13 protein-coding genes are annotated in these 17,978 nt (G+C 43.1%); 11 read left to right on the top strand and 2 right to left on the bottom strand.

Translation table 11 applies throughout. The annotated features are described in order from the left end of the window. The first annotated feature begins 82 nt into the window (after window positions 1-82). From AC5FX4_RS20830 to AC5FX4_RS20795, 8 genes are all read left to right on the top strand, one after another. Window positions 83-1,198 (top strand): HDOD domain-containing protein, encoded by a 1,116-nt coding sequence (locus AC5FX4_RS20830; RefSeq protein WP_493608334.1) that lies wholly within the window; start codon window positions 83-85, stop codon window positions 1,196-1,198. Between the two features lies 1 nt (window position 1,199). Then, the gene (locus AC5FX4_RS20825) at window positions 1,200-1,739 is read left to right on the top strand and encodes a heme NO-binding domain-containing protein (protein ID WP_493608333.1); all 540 of its coding nucleotides are present in this window, start codon (window positions 1,200-1,202) and stop codon (window positions 1,737-1,739) included. A gap of 2 nt (window positions 1,740-1,741) precedes the next feature. Beyond that, window positions 1,742-2,698 (top strand): sensor histidine kinase, encoded by a 957-nt coding sequence (locus AC5FX4_RS20820; RefSeq protein ID WP_493608332.1) that lies wholly within the window; start codon window positions 1,742-1,744, stop codon window positions 2,696-2,698. Between the two features lie 552 nt (window positions 2,699-3,250). After that, window positions 3,251-6,379 (top strand): glycosyl hydrolase family 18 protein, encoded by a 3,129-nt coding sequence (locus AC5FX4_RS20815; RefSeq protein WP_493608331.1) that lies wholly within the window; start codon window positions 3,251-3,253, stop codon window positions 6,377-6,379. Between the two features lie 53 nt (window positions 6,380-6,432). Next, on the top strand, window positions 6,433-7,869 hold the full coding sequence (locus AC5FX4_RS20810) for a lytic polysaccharide monooxygenase (RefSeq protein WP_493608330.1): 1,437 nt from the start codon (window positions 6,433-6,435) through the stop codon (window positions 7,867-7,869). Between the two features lie 113 nt (window positions 7,870-7,982). Beyond that, window positions 7,983-10,442 (top strand): glycosyl hydrolase family 18 protein, encoded by a 2,460-nt coding sequence (locus tag AC5FX4_RS20805; protein ID WP_493608329.1) that lies wholly within the window; start codon window positions 7,983-7,985, stop codon window positions 10,440-10,442. 179 nt (window positions 10,443-10,621) lie between these two features. Further along, window positions 10,622-10,849: a DUF2798 domain-containing protein gene (locus AC5FX4_RS20800; protein WP_493608328.1), complete on the top strand. Its 228-nt coding sequence runs from the start codon at window positions 10,622-10,624 to the stop codon at window positions 10,847-10,849. 172 nt (window positions 10,850-11,021) lie between these two features. After that, window positions 11,022-11,705 carry a substrate-binding periplasmic protein gene (locus AC5FX4_RS20795; protein WP_493608327.1) on the top strand — a complete coding sequence of 228 codons (684 nt, stop codon included), beginning with the start codon at window positions 11,022-11,024 and terminating at the stop codon, window positions 11,703-11,705. A 20-nt stretch (window positions 11,706-11,725) separates the two neighbouring features. Here the strand turns inward: AC5FX4_RS20795 and AC5FX4_RS20790 are convergent, their stop codons facing one another. Then, the gene (locus AC5FX4_RS20790; RefSeq protein WP_493608326.1) at window positions 11,726-13,243 is read right to left on the bottom strand and encodes a phospholipase effector Tle1 domain-containing protein; all 1,518 of its coding nucleotides are present in this window, start codon (window positions 13,241-13,243) and stop codon (window positions 11,726-11,728) included. A gap of 127 nt (window positions 13,244-13,370) precedes the next feature. On the opposite strand from AC5FX4_RS20790, the gene AC5FX4_RS20785 reads away from it, so the two are divergent. The 3 genes from AC5FX4_RS20785 (at window position 13,371) to AC5FX4_RS20775 (ending at window position 16,995) form a co-directional block, all read left to right on the top strand. Further along, a complete protein-coding gene (locus tag AC5FX4_RS20785) occupies window positions 13,371-15,314 on the top strand; it encodes a RecQ family ATP-dependent DNA helicase (RefSeq protein WP_493608325.1) in 1,944 nt (647 codons plus the stop codon). 68 nt (window positions 15,315-15,382) lie between these two features. Beyond that, window positions 15,383-15,787 carry a hypothetical protein gene (locus tag AC5FX4_RS20780; RefSeq protein ID WP_493608324.1) on the top strand — a complete coding sequence of 135 codons (405 nt, stop codon included), beginning with the start codon at window positions 15,383-15,385 and terminating at the stop codon, window positions 15,785-15,787. Between the two features lie 17 nt (window positions 15,788-15,804). After that, window positions 15,805-16,995, top strand: a complete 1,191-nt coding sequence (locus tag AC5FX4_RS20775) for an anhydro-N-acetylmuramic acid kinase (RefSeq protein WP_493608323.1) — start codon at window positions 15,805-15,807, stop codon at window positions 16,993-16,995. Here the strand turns inward: AC5FX4_RS20775 and AC5FX4_RS20770 are convergent. Then, window positions 16,992-17,480 (bottom strand): hypothetical protein, encoded by a 489-nt coding sequence (locus tag AC5FX4_RS20770; protein WP_493608322.1) that lies wholly within the window; start codon window positions 17,478-17,480, stop codon window positions 16,992-16,994. The two genes, AC5FX4_RS20775 and AC5FX4_RS20770, sit on opposite strands and share 4 nt — an antisense overlap. Between the last annotated feature and the right edge of the window lie 498 nt (window positions 17,481-17,978).

Below are 17,978 nucleotides of genomic sequence, written 5' to 3'. Positions count from 1 at the left end.
ACAGTGTATTACCCAAGTGTATGTGAATAAATTTAGTCTAAGCTATTAATATGCACAACCTTTAACGAGTAGCGAAAAGACAATGACATCACAGGGTTTGATGATATTGCTAGTAGACGATGATGCCTTGATATTAAAAGCATTGTCGCGCTCACTGCAGCGTCTGTATGCACAAATAAAGGTTGTGTGTTTGCAACAGCCTGAGTTATTTGAGCAGTATATTAAAGAGTATGGTCAACCCGACGTTATTTTTTGTGATGTGCAAATGCCAGGTGTGACGGGGCTAGAAGTGCTGGAACGAGCAAAAGATATTTGTCCTTGTGCGACACGTTGCTTGTTAAGTGGTGATTATAATCGTGACTATCGTAGCCAAGTTAACAACACCATCCACTTTCATCTGGTAAAGCCATTCACGCAAGCACACCTGCAAGAAGTTATTTCAAACACTTTAATCATAAAAAGCTTACCTTTAACCAACAAAGTGAGAGTGGAGCTTGGTCGGCTAGATGGGTTACCTTGTTTAAGTGCGAGCGTGTCTCGGCTATTAGAAATACTACATTCTAATTCGGCGAATATTGCAGAGTTAGTCACATTAATTAGTCATGATTCCGTGCTGGTGGGTAAGTTATTACAAGTCGCCAATTCTGCGTTTATGGGGTATCAAACTCATACACTTGATCTCAAAGAGGCCATAGTTCGGCTGGGGCTGGTTGAATTAAAAGCGCTGGTAACCTGCTATGAACTCACTCAATTATTCAGCCATGAAGTTAAACAAGAAGACATTGAAACCTTGATCACAACGTCACTCGGCAAGGCTATGATGGCTAAATCGCTGGGAAAACATTTGGGCTTGAAGGTTGATTTTCAACAGGCGCTTTTTGCTTGTTGTGTGTTGAGTGCCGTTGGCACGCTAACTAAATTATGTATCGATACCAGTGATGCTATTTCAAATCACACACTCAGCGCATATTTACTCGCATTATGGGGGTTTGAATTGCGTTTGGTACATGCACAGTTAATCGACCAGATCATCAGCAGCGATGATGAACTTGTGTTGTTTCATGCTGTTGTTGAGCAACTGAGTACGCGAGAATCCTTCTCTTTAACGTATGAACTTGAAAGCGCATTGTCGCAGGCGGGACATCAAGCTGGTATCACTGATTGGTATACGAAGCAGTGGATAGGTAAAGGAGAGTAACATGAAAGGTATAATTTTTAGAGGGTTAGAGGAGTTGGTCGTGAGTAATTATGGCATGCAAACATGGAACCACTTGCTCTCACAACATGCTCCTGATAGTCGAGTTTATATATCAGCGCAAAGTTATCCTGATGCAGAATTGCTTCATCTTGCCGAGCAAATTTCAGTAGAACTCGACATCCCCATGAATGAGTTGTTAAAAGGGTTTGGCAAATTTCTATTTGGTTATTTAGGTCAATTTCATGGTGATTTAGTTAGCCAATTTGTTGACTTTAAAGCTTTAATCTTAGCTATTGACTCTGTTATTCATGTTGAAGTGGCCAAGCTGTATCACGAGCCACATTTGCCTGTGATTGATTGCCAGCAAATATCAGATAAGCAAATTCTGATGACTTACAACTCCAAAAGGCAGCTATGTATTTTCGCTGAGGGACTGGCTTATGGTGCTGCCGCCCACTATCAGGTTGATCTAACTGTAACACATCAATATTGCATCCATTCGGGTGATGCTGAATGCAAGTTACTGTTGGAATGGAGTTAGTTATGGATAAATCGCAACAAGATTACATCCAAGCATATGAACGTGAGAGACAGGCTCGCGATGAATTGGAAAAGTTACTAGAAGAAAAAACCAGAGCTTTATTTATTGCTAATCAGTCACTTGAAGAAAAAATAAAATTACTTCAAACACAGCAAGCCGTGTTAATGCAAACAGAAAAAATGGCGACTTTGGGCACGTTATCCGCTGGGGTTGCTCATGAGATCAATAACCCTTTAGCCTACTCAACAAGTAATTTAGAAAGTTTGGCGTATATTAAACCCATGCTTAGCGAATTGCTGAGTGCGTCTAAAGCATTTATTGATGGGGATATTGGTGCTGACGAATGTCTTGAAATATTTAAAAGGCTGAACCAACAACAGTCTTTTGAATTTGTAGAAACGGATATTGATGAGCTACTGGAAGATGCTCAGGAAGGGTTAAGACGAATTGGTGCGACGGTTGCTAATTTATTAAGTTTTGCTCGGCCAAAGAACAACCTTTTGGCGATGGGAGATATCACAGAATCAATAGAAAGCTCGCTTAAATTACTGAGTAACCAATTAAAAAGCGTGCATTTAATCTGTCAGATGCAGCCAGTACCACAAACTTATTGCAATTTAGCGTCTTTAAATCAAGTGACGGTCAATTTGCTATTAAATGCCAAACAAGCGTGTGAAGGTTTAACGCGGCGTGCTGAAATTATTATCGAGCTCTATTCAAAACACGATCAGATCATCTTAAGTATCGAAGATAATGGATGTGGTATGAATGAAGAAACGATATCCCATATCTTTGAACCATTTTTTACCACTAAACCAGTTGGACAAGGAACGGGCATGGGCATGGCGATGGTTTACGGCATAGTTAATGAACATCAAGGGCAGATCAAAATCAGCAGTGTGCTTGGCGAGGGCACAAAAATTACCTGTGAGTTTCCTATTACCACACCAAACGACTAGCCATAATAGCGTTCCTTGCTAGTCACGCGTGACTGCCTCGGTGAGGGCGCATTTCAACTCTCGATAGGGTAACCTTTAATAAAGTAAAAACTCTATAATTTAACACCAGCAAGAAATGACATTAATTTAACTTTACGTTTACGTAAACGTGCAGGTTGTTTTGATTATACTAATTGAGAGCAAAAAAAAATAACATATATTTTTTAGGAATATACTGAGTTTACCCGATATAGGAATTAACGACCTTTAATTTGCTGTAAAGGTTATTTGCTATGTGACAATTTGATTTCACAACTCTATGTTTTAAAAAATTAAATTTTTCATTTATGAATATCTTTATATGAATGCAATTCAACTTATTACTGAAAATAACGAAATGAACTTGACTCAGTATAAAGGTTGTACCTATACGAACATATTACTACTTTTTGCTTGTAAGACCGTTTGTGGTGTTTAAAAATTAAACGCATGACGATTGACGACCAAAATTTATGTGTTAGCTTTAATGTTAATTTGTTAAACAAAGGTTACATGTAAAGGTTGGAGATAATCATGAGTTCACAAAAAATACTCAAGTCGGCGCTTAGGTTAAGCGCGCTTAGTTTAGCTTTAATAGGTACGCAGTCTTTCGCGTATAACTGTGACGGGATCCCTGATTGGAATCCTGGAGGCACTTATACCGGAGGTACAAAAGTTCAACAAAACAAAGTTGCTTATGAGGCAAAGTGGTGGACACAATCAGAACCAGAAAGCCACTCTGGACCATGGCAAGAGTGGAATAAATTGGGTGATTGTGACAGCGTTGTCAATAATAAGAACCCTCAGATCAATCAGTTAAGCCCCATCAATAATTCTGAATTTGCCGTAAATGACAGCGTTGCCATTGTTGCAAATGCAACGGATGAAGATGGTTCGGTGGCTAAAGTTGACTTTTACGTCAATGGAAATTTACTCGCGACGGACACGTCAGGTACAGCGGATAATTTTGAAGCAGTTTGGACAGCCGTTGAGGGTACGCACACCATTTCTGTCGAAGCAACCGACAATGAAGGTGCCGTATCGACCAAGTTGAGTCATCAAGTTATTGTTAAGAGTGACACACCTGTTAACAAAGCACCGGTCGCGGTGTTGAGCATTGTTTCAATGCCAGATCAGATCAAAGTGGGCTCAAGCGTTAAATTTGCGCTGTCAGGTACTGATGAAGATGGCCAAGTTAACAAATTAAGCTTCGGGGTTAATGGCACAGAGGTTGTAGCAACAAATGGCAGTGCTACTGAGCATACATGGCAGGCAACTGAACTTGGTCAAGTGACCTTTACGTTGACGGTGACTGACAATGAAGGCGCAACGGGTCAAGTCAGTAAAACAGTCAGTGTCGTTGACCCAACTGCCGACCCTGATGCGTGTAAACCAGCTGGTTTATATCAAACGCCGGGTGTAAACACACCTTACTGTACCGTTTACGATGAAAACGGCCGTGAGCTAATGGGCCCAGATCATCCTCGCCGTGTAATTGGTTACTTTACAAGCTGGAGAAACGGTGCCAATGGTCAGCCAAGCTATTTGGTTAATGATATTCCTTGGGACAAAATTACTCATATTAACTATGCGTTTGCACACGTTGATGCAAACAACAAGGTGTCAATTGGCGATCCAAACGCGCCGGGTAACCCAGCAACAAATATGGAATGGCCGGGCGTTGTGGGTGCTGAGTTAGACCCAGCTTTACCGTATAAAGGCCACTTCAACCTATTGAATAAATACAAGAAACAACACCCAGATGTGAAAACACTAATTTCAGTCGGCGGCTGGGCAGAAACGGGTGGTTATTTTGGTTCAGACGGCAAACGCGTTAATAGCGGCGGTTTCTATACCATGACAACCAACGCAGACGGTTCAGTCAACCAAGCGGGTATTGATTCTTTTGCTAAGAGTGCCGTTGAATTTATCAAAAAATACGGCTTTGACGGCGTAGATATTGATTACGAATACCCTTCTTCAATGGATGACAGTGGTCACCCAGATGATTTCCCAATTTCGAATGCACGTCGCGCAGGCTTAAACGCATCATATCAAGTATTGATGAAACGTTTACGTGAAGAGTTAGACAAAGAAGGTGAAAAAGACGGTAAGCACTACATGTTGACCATTGCATCTCCTTCGTCAGGTTATTTATTACGCGGTATGGAAACATTCCAAGCGGCTAAGTACCTAGACTACGTGAATATTATGTCTTACGACTTACACGGTGCATGGAACTCACATGTTGGCCATAACGCTTCACTGTTTGATACGGGTGAAGACTCAGAGTTAAAAGCTTGGAATGTGTATGGCACTAAAGAGTTCGAAGGCATTGGTTACCTGAATACAGATTGGGCCGTGCGCTACTTTAGAGGTGCTGTATCGGCTGGACGTATCAACATTGGTATTCCTTACTACACACGTGGCTTCCAAAATGTACAAGGTGGTACGAATGGTCTTTGGGGACAAGCATCCTTCCCAGATCAAACAAATTGTCCTCCTGGTACAGGTAAAGGCGAGAAAAACAAGTGTGGTAACGGTGCGGTAGGTATCGATAACTTGTGGCATGACAAGAACGATGTTGGTTTAGAAGTGCCGGCTGGTTCGAACCCGCTTTGGCACGCAAAGAACCTACAAAAAGGTGTGATGCCAAGCTATGCGCAAGCCTACGGTCTAGACCCAGAAAATGACCCATCAGATAGACTCTCAGGTACTTATACTCGCCATTATGACTCGGTCGCAGTTGCGCCATGGTTATGGAATAACGACAAGAAAGTCTTTATTTCTATTGAAGATGAAGAGTCAATGGCGACAAAAGTTGATTACGTTATCAACAATGGCCTTGGCGGTATCATGTTCTGGGAATTAGCTGGTGACTTTGATTATGACGCTGCGAAAGGCGAATATTTCATGGGCTCTAGTTTAACCTCTTTGGCATACAATAAGTTTAACCAAAGTGGCGCACCGTATGATGTCAATCAGGGCAATAAGAACTTTGTGTTGCCAGCATCTTCGGTGGATGTGAGCTTTGCAGCGAAAGATTTCCCATTAGGTGATGCTAACTACCCAATTAGCCCGACATTCTCGTTTACCAATAACTCTCAAATCGACTTAACGGGAGCAAAAATCTCGTTTGATGTGCCGGTTTCAACTTCAGCCATTTTCAAATCGAATTGGAATTCGCAAGAGAAGCTTGGTATGGCGGTTGACGTTAACGGCTCAAATGCTGCGGGTAATAACATTGGCGGATTTGAAAATAACTTCCACCGTTTCTCTATTACGCTAGTGAACTCTTGGGGTGGTACGCCTAAGTCGTTCGCACCGGGTGAAACGGTTAATGCTCAAGTCATGTACTACATGCCAATTACCGGTCCTATCAACTTTATTGCTGAAAAAGACGGTCAAAAATATGCCTTCAAGTTTGAGTATCCAAAACTGCCAGATGCGAAGCCAGGTGATGGTGGTACGGATCCAGTTACTAAGTGTAAAGGCGTGCCGATCGAGAACATCGTTGTATACCCAACACTTCCGCAAGGTACGCATGCGGCCGCGGGTGACCTAGTCCGCCAAGGTGACAAAATCTTTGAAGCCAAATGGTGGACAAACAAAGCACCTGAAGGCAGCAGCGACTACCAAAAAGTGTGCACTGTTTCACAGTAAGTCACCGTTAATAGATTGGGCAGCGAATGCTGCCCTTTACTAAGGATAGAGTTATGAATAATCAAAGATTAAAAACATCGTTATTAGTCGCCGGTGTGAGTGCGGTCGTGGCGAGTACGTTTAGCTTTAAAGCTTCAGCCCATGGCTTTATGGATTTTCCAAAAGCACGTCAGTCAATTTGTGAAGCACAAGGTGGCTATTGGTGGCCTGAAGATGGCTCAAACATTCCAAATCAAGCATGTCGTGATGCCTTTTTAGAATCAGGCTACGTGCAGTTTGTACAAGAGCATGAGTTTTCAGTAAATACAGCCAACTATAACGACCAAGCGGCTGTTGAGGCGAACGTACCTGATGGTAAGCTATGTTCAGCAGGTTCAAATGAAAAGCGTGGTATGAACTTACCTTCACCGCACTGGCAAAGCACTGAAGTTACGCCTAATGCGCAAGGTGAATTGGCCATTCGATTCAGAGCAACAACCCCTCATAATCCCAGCTTTTGGAAGTTTTACATTACTAAGCCAAGCTTTGACCCCGCAACCGATGAACTGCGTTGGGAGGATCTTGAATTAGTAACGGAACTGGGCAATGTTGATTTTGTGAAAGACCCTGATGGCAAACGCTACTACGACATGAAAATTTCGGTGCCGCAAGATAGAACAGGGCGCGCAATTCTATACACCCGTTGGCAGCGTATTGATGTTGTGGGAGAAGGCTTTTACAACTGTAGTGACATCACGGTTGTTCGTGATACAGGCCCTATCACTTGGACTAGTGCAGGGTACTTTGTATCGCAAGGTCAGCAACCCAATGTGGGTGACACAGCATGGGCACGTGTGTTTGATGGCACAGGTAAAGAGGTGGTGAGCACATCACTGAAAATCACCGACTTCAACCACGGCAACTGGGCTGAACAACTTGCACAAATGTTGAATTTAGACCATGCAAGTACGGTAAAAATTGGCGTAAAACAAAGCGATGGCTCAATCACGTTTGACCCACAAAACTTGCTATCAAACGAAGTGTTTGTAAGTAACGAAAACTATACTTATAACCTTACCATTCAACCAAAACAAGATAATACGCCCCCACAAATTCATCCACCAGAACCGCTTACCATGGATGAAACGAGCACCGTTACTTTGCATGTGCACGCCTTTGACGATGAGCAACAAGAGCTGACTTATCAATGGCAAGTGCCAAGTGAACTGGCTTGGAGTGGAACGGGTGCGACCATTGAACTGAGAGCCCCTGAAGTGTCTGAGGACAAGTTACTCAATATCCGTGTCACTGTGTCTGATGGTGAATTGAGCACGAGTGCCGACATTCCTGTGACGGTGAAAGATACTGACCAATCGACCTATCCAGCTTGGCAAGCGAGCGCGACCTATGTCGGTGGAAACAAAGTCTCTCATAAAGGTCAGGACTATGAAGCAAAATGGTGGACGCGCGGCGAAGAGCCGGGTACTGCGCAAGTTTGGAAGAAATTATAAGTTGCTAATTATACCGCTACGTTGAGCCGTAGTAGCGGTTAACTTAAGTATTGGTACAACAATCATCCACCGTTATCGGCTGGATACAACATGTAAATAAGGTTGAGAAAGAAATGAAAATGAAGCATTTAACGGCTGCAATAAGCCTCGCAATGATCTCGGGTTCGGTTTTAGCTGCGCCTTCTACACCAAGTTTAAGCTGGGAGCCTCAGCAATACTCTTTTGTAGAAGTAAATCTTGATGGAAATGGCTCCTACAAAGATTTAGTGAAAGCGAAAGAGCAAGTGAACATTAGCATTAAATGGAACGCTTGGAGCGGCACGGGTGGTGATGGTTATAAGGTGTACTTTGATGACATGATGGTGAGCGAAGGCTCACTGCCTGCGGGCACCAAGAGCGGTACCATCGAGTTCCCATATGCTAAATCTGGCCGTCATACTTTGTATCTAGAATTGTGCGAAGGGCAAACATGTGCTCGTAGCGCAGGTAAAGCCATCGTTATCGCAGATACTGACGGTGGACATTTAGAGCCATTGGCGATGAATGTTAATCCTAACAACAAAAATTTTGGCACCAATCCAAACTACGTAACAGGTGCTTATTTTGTTGAGTGGGGGATTTATGGTCGTAACTTTGATGTGACTCAAATCCCAGCGCAAAACCTATCACACCTGTTGTATGGCTTCATTCCGATTTGTGGCGCGAATGAGTCGTTAAAAGAAATTGAAAACGGTAACAGCTGGCGTGCTCTGCAAAAAGCATGTGGCGGTTCAGCCGATTATGAAGTGGTGATCCATGACCCTTGGGCTGCGGTTCAAAAGGCACTTCCAGGTGTTGATAGCAATGACCCAATTCGTGGTACCTATGCTCAATTAATGGCGCTAAAACAGCGTTATCCTGATCTAAAAATTCTCCCTTCAGTGGGGGGGTGGACATTATCAGACCCATTCCATGGTTTCACGACTAAAGCAAACCGTGACACTTTTGTGGCGTCGATGAAGAAATTCCTAAAAACTTGGAAGTTCTACGATGGTGTGGACATTGACTGGGAATTCCCAGGTGGTGACGGCCCTAACGGTGATTTAGGTGACCCTGTAAACGATGGTCCTGCGTACGTTGCTTTGATGCAAGAACTACGCGCGATGCTAGACGAGCTAGAAGCGGAAACAGGTCGCACGTACGAACTGACTTCAGCAATTGGTTCTGGCTACGACAAAATCGAAGATGTTGACTATCAAGCAGCATCGCAATACATGAATTACATTTTTGCGATGACTTATGACTTCTACGGTGGTTGGAACAATGTAACAGGTCACCAAACAGCACTTTACTGTGGTTCTCATATTAGCACTGATGAATGTAATGGCACGGGTGTTGATGATAATGGTGATCCGCGTAAAGGCCCAGCTTACAGTGCGCACAATGCAATTAAACTGCTATTAGCTCAAGGTGTTGACTCTAAAAAGCTGGTAATGGGCGCAGCAATGTATGGTCGCGGTTGGGAAGGCGTTATGGACGCTAACGCAACTATTCCAGGCAATCCAATGACCGCTCCGGGTAACGGTAAGTTTACTGGTACCAACGCACAAGGTGTTTGGGAGCCAGGTATTATGGACTACAAAGGCATCGTCGCTAACTTGTTAGGTGCAAACGGTACAGGTATCAACGGTTTTGAGGCGGGTTATGATGACCAAGCTGAAGCTGCATACGTTTGGAACCGCAGCAATGGTAAATTGCTCACGTACGATAACCCGCGCTCAGTAAAAGCAAAAGGTGGTTATGTTAAAGTAAACGACCTAGGTGGTTTGTTTGCGTGGGAAATTGACGCGGATAATGGCGATATCTTAAACGCAATCCATGAAGGTTTAGCAGGTTCTGTGCCGCCGAACCGTGCACCGGTTGTAAATGTGGACAGCCAAGTGTCGGTTTCAAATGGTGGCTCTACGACGGTAACTGCAACCGCAACTGACGCTGACCGTGATGCATTAACATATTCTTGGACGGGTGATGCGGCGTTAACACTTGCGAACACGAATAGTGCAAGTGTGAGTGTAACGGCACCAACGGTAACTGCTGATACTAACTATAAACTAACTGTAACAGTATCTGACGGCAAAGTTGCTGTATCAAAAGATGTGACTGTAATGGTTACAACCGCGTCAAACACGGCACCAGAGCTACAACCAATTGCTGATGTAATGGTAGATGAGAACGCACAAGTGAGTGTGAGTGCGGTGGCATCAGATGCTGATAATGACGCATTAACTTACACATGGAATGTACCAGCGGGTCTTACTCTTGTAGGTTCTGGTGCAAATGTAAGCTTAGCAGCAGGTGAAGTGTCTCAAGATATGGTTTACACAGTGTCTGTTTCTGTATCTGATGGTAAAGCATCTGTATCTAAGTCTTTCAAAGTGACAGTGAAAGATGTAACAGCGCCAGTAGATGCTTGGGATCGCAGCAAAGTATATTGGGGTGGCGATATCGTGTCATACCAAGGTAAACAATACCGTGCAAAATGGTGGACACAAGGTGAAGAACCAGGAAAAGCACAGGTTTGGGCTGCACTATAACCGTTTATAGTTGCAACCCTCTAAGGCGGCGATCCAAGGACGAACCCGCGTAATATTTGAAAAGCGCCAATGAGTCATACTTATTGGCGCTTTTATTTAGAATCGATGACCTTCGTGGAAATATTAGGCCAGATATAATATGCTGACCGCAACTTTGATTATGCGGTTTTTACGTATTTATGCAGTCGATTAAGCATCGCGTTGTTTATACATTTATCCTTTCTTTTGTTTTGTCTGTACTGATGACCTTATGGGTGACGTACCTAAATTTAGGCTTATCAAGCACATTTTTGTATTCATGGGGTAAAGCTTTTTTACTGGCTTGGCCTGCTGCTGCGTTCATTTCATTCTTTGCCGCTCCGATGGCTTTGCAGCTCACTAATTACCTATTCTTAAGAGAAAAGTGACGATTCGGACTTTACTAGAAATTGCAATAAAGTTGGTATTCTTGGGGGATCACTCCATACTCTAATCTGAATAACAAATTTGAGATGTTGTATTAGTTTGTATTGCCGCATTTTATTTATCTCTTTCTTTTTCATAGCATTCTTATCACACGGTTGTGAGCGCACATACAAAGTGGGCGTAGGAACAGCATGGCCTCCTTATGTTATGTATCAAGATGAGCATTATTTTGGACTTGATGTGGAAGCCACACAGCAAGTGTTTTCAGCTGCGGGTATGTGCATAAAGTACGTTCGCTTGCCATCGTCAGCGCGTGGCATTACAGAATTAGAAAGAGGCTTTATCGACATATTACCTTCTGCAAGTTATAGCGACCAAAGAGCTGAAATCGCATTCTTTAGTGCCGTCTATCGCAACGAGAAAATGCGTTTGTTTACCCTCGATAAATTAGACACAATTGACAGCTTGGCTCAGTTATTTGCTGCTGATTATTTATTCACCGCTAACCCGGGCGCCTATTATGGGCAAGAATTGTTAGAAATACTCCGGGTTGAAAAGTACCGGAATAACTACTTTGAAGTAGCGAGCTTGGAGCAGCGTATGGAACTGGTACGCAGGGGACGAGTTGACTTTTTGATTGAGGATGAAGCCAGTGGGATTTACTACAAAAACCAACTAGGCTATAAAACATTGCAAGTGCATCCATACGTTGTTCATGATAATGGCATTCACTTTATGCTCAATAAGAATGCCTTTAGCCTAGAGCAAGTGGCAAAAATCAACCAAGCTATTGCCCACACAGCCAACATCGTCAAAACAATTGAGCAAAAGTATTTGGGCGCGGCGAGCAACGAGTGATTCTACATTGGCGTAACATGTTACCCCAATCGCGTTACTTCTAACTCAATGGCACCTCGGTTAAGCCCATAATCACACATAATGTCGTTGGCAAATGGGGCAAACTCACCATGTTGATTAATTTTTATATCTCCGCCACCGTTAAGCGAAAAAGCATGTTGATCGTCGGCGTTAATACAGCCAACTAGCGAAAACCAAGGTCTACCCGGCAAACGTTTGTACGGTTCCATCATTTCCATTGGTAATTGTTTTACGCCCACTGTTCTGTCAGGGCGCTGCCAGCCACTTGCGGTTACTTTGACGTCTTTGTCGTACCAGACCTGATCGTCGATTGGGTTAATGCGATAGGTCGCGCCTTTTTCTAACCAAAGGCCTGTGTGATTGTATAGCTCACAGGCAAATACTTTCACTCGTCTGCGCTCTCCCACTTGTAAAATGTTGAGCTGCTGAGTGGGTAATTCAAGATGAGGATTGAGCCCTTTACACAGTAAGGTTTCACCATTGGCGTACTCTAGTCGATGTGCTAACCCTTTTAAAGACTCTGGTCTGTAGCTGCTGTTATTGTATATTCGTTTTGCAACACTGTGATGGATAATGGGTGGTTCATCACTGACTTGGTTATCTTTCATCACTACGCACAAGCGATTGGTTGCTTTGAAATTAATATTGCCCCAGAAGTAATCGTGTTGATGACTTGGTGCAAGCGCATCTGGCGTAATTGCTAAATCGTCAGCATCGATTAACAGTGAGCCATCATGGGGCAGCAAACTTGCATAATTAATTTGATCGCGCGTGAGCAGATCAACCGGTATGTGTAAGGCTTCTAACCACTCAATGGCGTAACGGAGGCAAATATCAGATAAGCCACTGCGATAAAAACCGCCACCAATATCTGAATGACTTCCGGCAAACCAAACTTCATGTACATTGGGGGCTTGGTTAAATAAGGTAGATTCGAACGCTCTGCGTTTATCATCGAGACTAACGCAATGCAGCGCGGCTTCAACATTACTCGCAACGTCGTGCTCTGCAAAAATAACATGCTCGGTACCGCAGGTCGCTTTGGTTATTTTGCTAAAACCGATGGAAGCGATGGTATCAAAAACACATAAGTACACTTCACTATTGATATGTTTTTCAAGACATTTGGCAAATCGACGCGCTAATGCAGCACCTCGACTAAAGCCGATGAGGAGTACTTTGTTGCCCGGCTGATAATGGCCTTCAAAATCACGCATCGCCTGCGACAAAATACTCGCCACATCAGTATTCTGTGGTGCAAGTATTTGGTTTAAAACTTTTTTAACCGTACTACCTTGATTACCTATGCCGCTGTAATAAAAGCAGCGTTGAGCCGAAAAATGGCTGGGTGCTTGTGGATGAATGCGCCCCCCAAGTAGTAAATGCAGCTTGAGAACGTTACTTATTTCGCAGTCTTCTTTAAATTGTTCGGCGCTGTATTGCTGTACATCTCTGGGCTCACTACCTGTGCCATCAAAGCTAAAAACCAAAAGTGAAGATTCAGAAGGGCTAGACATGGTTTTCTCCTTTAATGAGCAAGTAGGTCGTTTGCTTTTAACATATTTTTACTGCACGAATTGGGTTAATGCTAATCACAAAATGTGATACTTTTAAGTCAAACATTCTTCCCATTGAGACCACACTATGGAGCATGGACAGCAGTTGCTAGAAAGCTTATCGCAACATTTTGGATTTGCCAGTTTTCGACCCGGGCAAGCACAAACAATTTCGGGACTACTTGAAGGAAATTCATCACTGGCTATTTTCCCGACCGGATCGGGTAAGTCATTGTGTTATCAATTAACTGCTTTACACCTTCCTAATTTGACCCTCGTTGTGTCGCCGCTATTAGCGTTGATGCAAGATCAAATTGCGTTTTTGAATGGGAAAGGGATTCAGGCGGCGAGTTTAGACTCGAGCCAAACGAAAGAACAAAGTCAAACGGTCATGCAGGGTGTCAGAAGCGGTAATATAAAAATTCTCATGGTGTCGGTCGAGCGTTTTAAAAATGAACGCTTTAGAGAGTTCATTAAGCAAGTACCAGTGTCTATGTTGGTGGTTGACGAGGCGCACTGTATTTCTGAATGGGGTCATAATTTTAGACCTGATTATTTAAAGTTACCTCAGTATCGACGTGAACTGAATATTCCTCTGGTGCTTTTGTTAACTGCCACTGCGACTAAAAAAGTAAAGTTAGATATGGCGAGTCGGTTCGATATTTCACAAGCGAATATCGTGCAAACTGGGTTTTATCGTCACAATTTAGATTTAGCGGTCATAAGCGCCCAAGAGCAGCAAAAGCTGCCTATGCTCATTCAGCAAATACGCGCAGAGTCAGGGGCAGGCATAGTGTACGTCACCTTGCAACAACAAGCAGAGCAAGTGGCAAAGCAACTTCAGGCCGCAGGGGTTAAAGCGGCTGCTTATCATGCAGGGCTTGGCGATGACATTCGCCGTCAGGTACAGCAGCAGTTTATGAACAATCAATTGCAAGTGGTGGTTGCAACCATCGCTTTTGGTATGGGAGTGGATAAATCGGATATCCGCTTTGTGTTTCATTACGACTTGCCCAAATCAATAGAAAACTACAGCCAAGAAATTGGTCGAGCGGGCAGAGACGGTGAACATGCTCGTTGTTCAGTACTGGCTAATTTAGACGGCGTGCCTACCGTTGAAAACTTTGTTTATGGTGATACGCCGGAACGTGCTGGTATTGAAGCCGTTATCCAGCAGTGTTTGAATGAGCAAACAAATGGTAAGTGGGAAGTACAAGAGTTACCGTTATCCAAAACCAGCAATATTAGATTGCTGGCACTTAAAACTCTCTTAGTGCAGTTAGAACTTGCTGGTGCACTTACGGCAAAGTACGCCTATTACGCTGATTTTAGGTATAAATTTATTACACCTCAAAATAAAGTACTCAGTCAGTTCGATGCTCAGCGCCAAGCATTTTTACAGCAAGTGTTTGCACACACTCAATTTAAAAAGGTGTGGGGCACGCTAGACATGCAAGCATTGCTCAACTTAGGGGTAGCGCGTGATAGAGTGGTTTCTGCACTGGACTACTTGCATGAAAAAGGCCTAATTGAGCTTGAAAGTAAACGTATGGTGCAGGTTTATGATGTCAATGTCGCTGTGATGTCGCAATCGGGGTTAGTGGATACCCTTTACCAATATTTTAAAGAAAAAGAACAAGCGGAACTCAAGCGAATTGCGGCCATGCTTCGCTTCTTTGAACTTGATAGATGTTTAAGTGCCAATTTAGCGTATTACTTTGATGATAAAAATGTGCCTAATGCGTGTGGTCATTGTAGTGTGTGCCGTGGCTATGTGGCGCGTTTATCGGCCAGTCAAGCTATTGAAATGCCAGATGATAACACTTTGCGCGACACCATTTTCGCTTTGCAAAAACACCTCAGGCAAGGCAATGTTGCAGTGAGTACAGAGACCATCATTCGCTTTTTAACGGGTGTTACAACCCCCTTTATTTCACAATATAAGCTCAAACAACTCCCAGGTTTTGGTTGTTGTGAAGGCGTGCGTTTTGCACAAGTGACGGAGAAGGTAGAAAAACTAGGGTTTATGTAGCAAGCACGCTCATAGATGGTTCAGATGCGTGCAGTTACTTTACTCTTTTGTATTTATTGAGTGTGGTTATGAAAAGATATTTCTCATTTTTGATGCTGCTTTTTAGTAGTCAATTGTTAGCGCAGCAAAATGTGTATACATTCGATGTCAGTGTTGCAAATGTACCACCCAGTGCGTTTGAAAATGAAACACGACAATACCCCAAACCCAGTGATTTTGTGTTGCAAGTTTATCACCCCATGAGCACGCAAGCAGGTGAGCGAGCCGCCTTGGTGACGATAAAAAACTCCGCCAATGGTAAACGATTTTTTGAGGCTGAGCATGTACTGGCGTTACTGGCCAATGGAGAGCGAGTCACGCCGACGATGACGAAGCAAAAATATGCTTTAGAAGGGGGTGAATCTTTGACGGTGACGCTCGAGTTTGGCAAACACGACTATCCCTTGATTAGTGTGTATACTTCTGAAAACTAATAAATAAGTGACGAGTTTTGCATTCACATATATCGAAACTAGCCAATAGCGCGGCTAAAGATCAACGCCTCATTATTGGGCTGATGAGTGGTACCTCATTGGATGGACTGGACGTTGCACTGTGCGAGGTGTCGGGCTGCGGTCAGCAAACCCAAGTGAATGTTTTAGCATTTACGACCTGTGATTACCCGCAAGATGTGAAAGATAAGATCCTACATGTTTTTGCCAAAGAGCAAGTCGACCTAGAGTATTTGACGTTATTGAATTCATGGTTAGGTAATTATCACGGACAGCTGATCAATCAATGCCTCAATGCTTGGCAAGTTGCGCCAGAGCGTATTGATGTGATTGCCAGTCATGGACAAACCATTTATCACTGCCCACATCATCAACATGCGTACAGTGAGTTTGGCAATGGCACGTTGCAAATAGGCGATGCCGATCATATTGCTGTCACGACTGGGATCACTACGATTGCTGATTTTAGGCAAAAGCATATTGCTGCTGGTGGAGAAGGTGCGCCACTCGCTCGCTATGGTGATTATTATTACTTTTCAAGCAAGCATGAAAATCGCATTTTGCTTAACATGGGTGGGATCGCCAACCTTACTTACTTGCCCAAAAACTCCGCATTAGACGAGATTGTTTGTTCTGATATTGGCCCAGGCAACACCATCATGGATGCGTACATGCGCAAACATTTTAATCAGCCGTTTGATAGTGACGCGTTAGTCGCGAAAAAAGGCATTGTTAATCAAGCACTTTTGGCTGAATTACAAAGTGACCCATTTTTCAAAAGGGCATTACCAAAAACAACCGGGCCAGAAGTTTTTAATTTAACCTTGTTAGAAAATGCACAACTTAAATCAAAAACACAGTCTTTGAGCCATGAAGATGTCATGGCGACGCTGAATGCCTTGTCGGCAAATGAAATTGCACATCATATAAATCAGTTAGCGGATGGTGACACCACGGTGTATAGCAGTGGTGGTGGAGTACACAACCCTTTGCTCATGGCGCAAGTGGCTAAGCAGCTAAACGAGCATATTACGTTGCAAAGTAGTGATCAGCTCGGTATTCATCCCGATGCCAAAGAAGCAGTGTTGTTTGCTATGTTAGCCAATGAGTGTTTAAGTGGCACGGCAAGTAGCCTTACAAACTCAAGCGTGCCTCTGGTTACAATGGGAAAAATTAGTTTTCCCGATTAAAAGATTGCAAGTAAAGACGCCATCAAGTTGGCTGTGCGGCGTTTAACCGCGGACGCAACAGGTGATGGCGATTCTTTAAGGTTGGGGAAATCATCATTTGATTGAACACACTGAATGAAGGCATTGTATTCAACCGTATTTTTAACCATTCCATGACGACCCACTAGACTCAGCTGCACAATATATTCTCCCGATACCCCTTGCCCTCGCATTAGTAAGCTAGCATGACCATTTTCAATCGTCTGCTTAGTTAAGTGCGTCTCAGCATTGAAGCTACTAGAACGTCCGGTCAGCGGCGTAGCAGATAGGGCAATCACGTCGCCTAACTGTGCATCGAAAGGTAGCTCACATAAAAACGGTGTACCTGTGGATGTGTGCTTTAGTTGTAAAGTATCGTACTGCAGCGCGTGTAAACAGGCCTGATCTTCGGCATGTTCATCTAAAGCACGAGCTGAAAAACTGAGCAGTACTGGTGGTTGTGTCATTTTTACATGGTTTGGTTAATTTTAAGTGGGGCGCATTATTAATGATAAAAATGACAATTTTATGACTTTGATGAAATAAGCCACAAATTTGTAGCATTTTTTTATTGCTTGTTGATGATATAGGAACTGTGTGGAGCTAAAACTCTATATTCACGTGTTGTGTACGGGCGTCTTTTACTCGAATTTTTTACATTACTTGCGGATCTGTCACTGTGTAAATAAGACGCCCTGTTATGGCAATATTTATTAGCCTTAAGCGACAAGGTGTCATAATTATTTTTGCAATAAATGCCATATATAAATTCATTAATTTAATACTATTCATAAGGTTATGGGCTGTATTTTTGTTGTAAGTAGATGAATTTATCAGGAGGGACCGGAATAGCCTATTCTTTGTTATATATATGATTTAAATAACACCTTTAAATACAATAAATTATGTGAATATGTCACATTATGTTTATTTTAATGTCAAAAAAATGTATCCAAATTTAACTA

It is taken from the genome of Pseudoalteromonas sp. ATL1, assembly GCF_058933015.1.
This window is presented reverse-complemented; position numbering and strand designations above follow the sequence as displayed.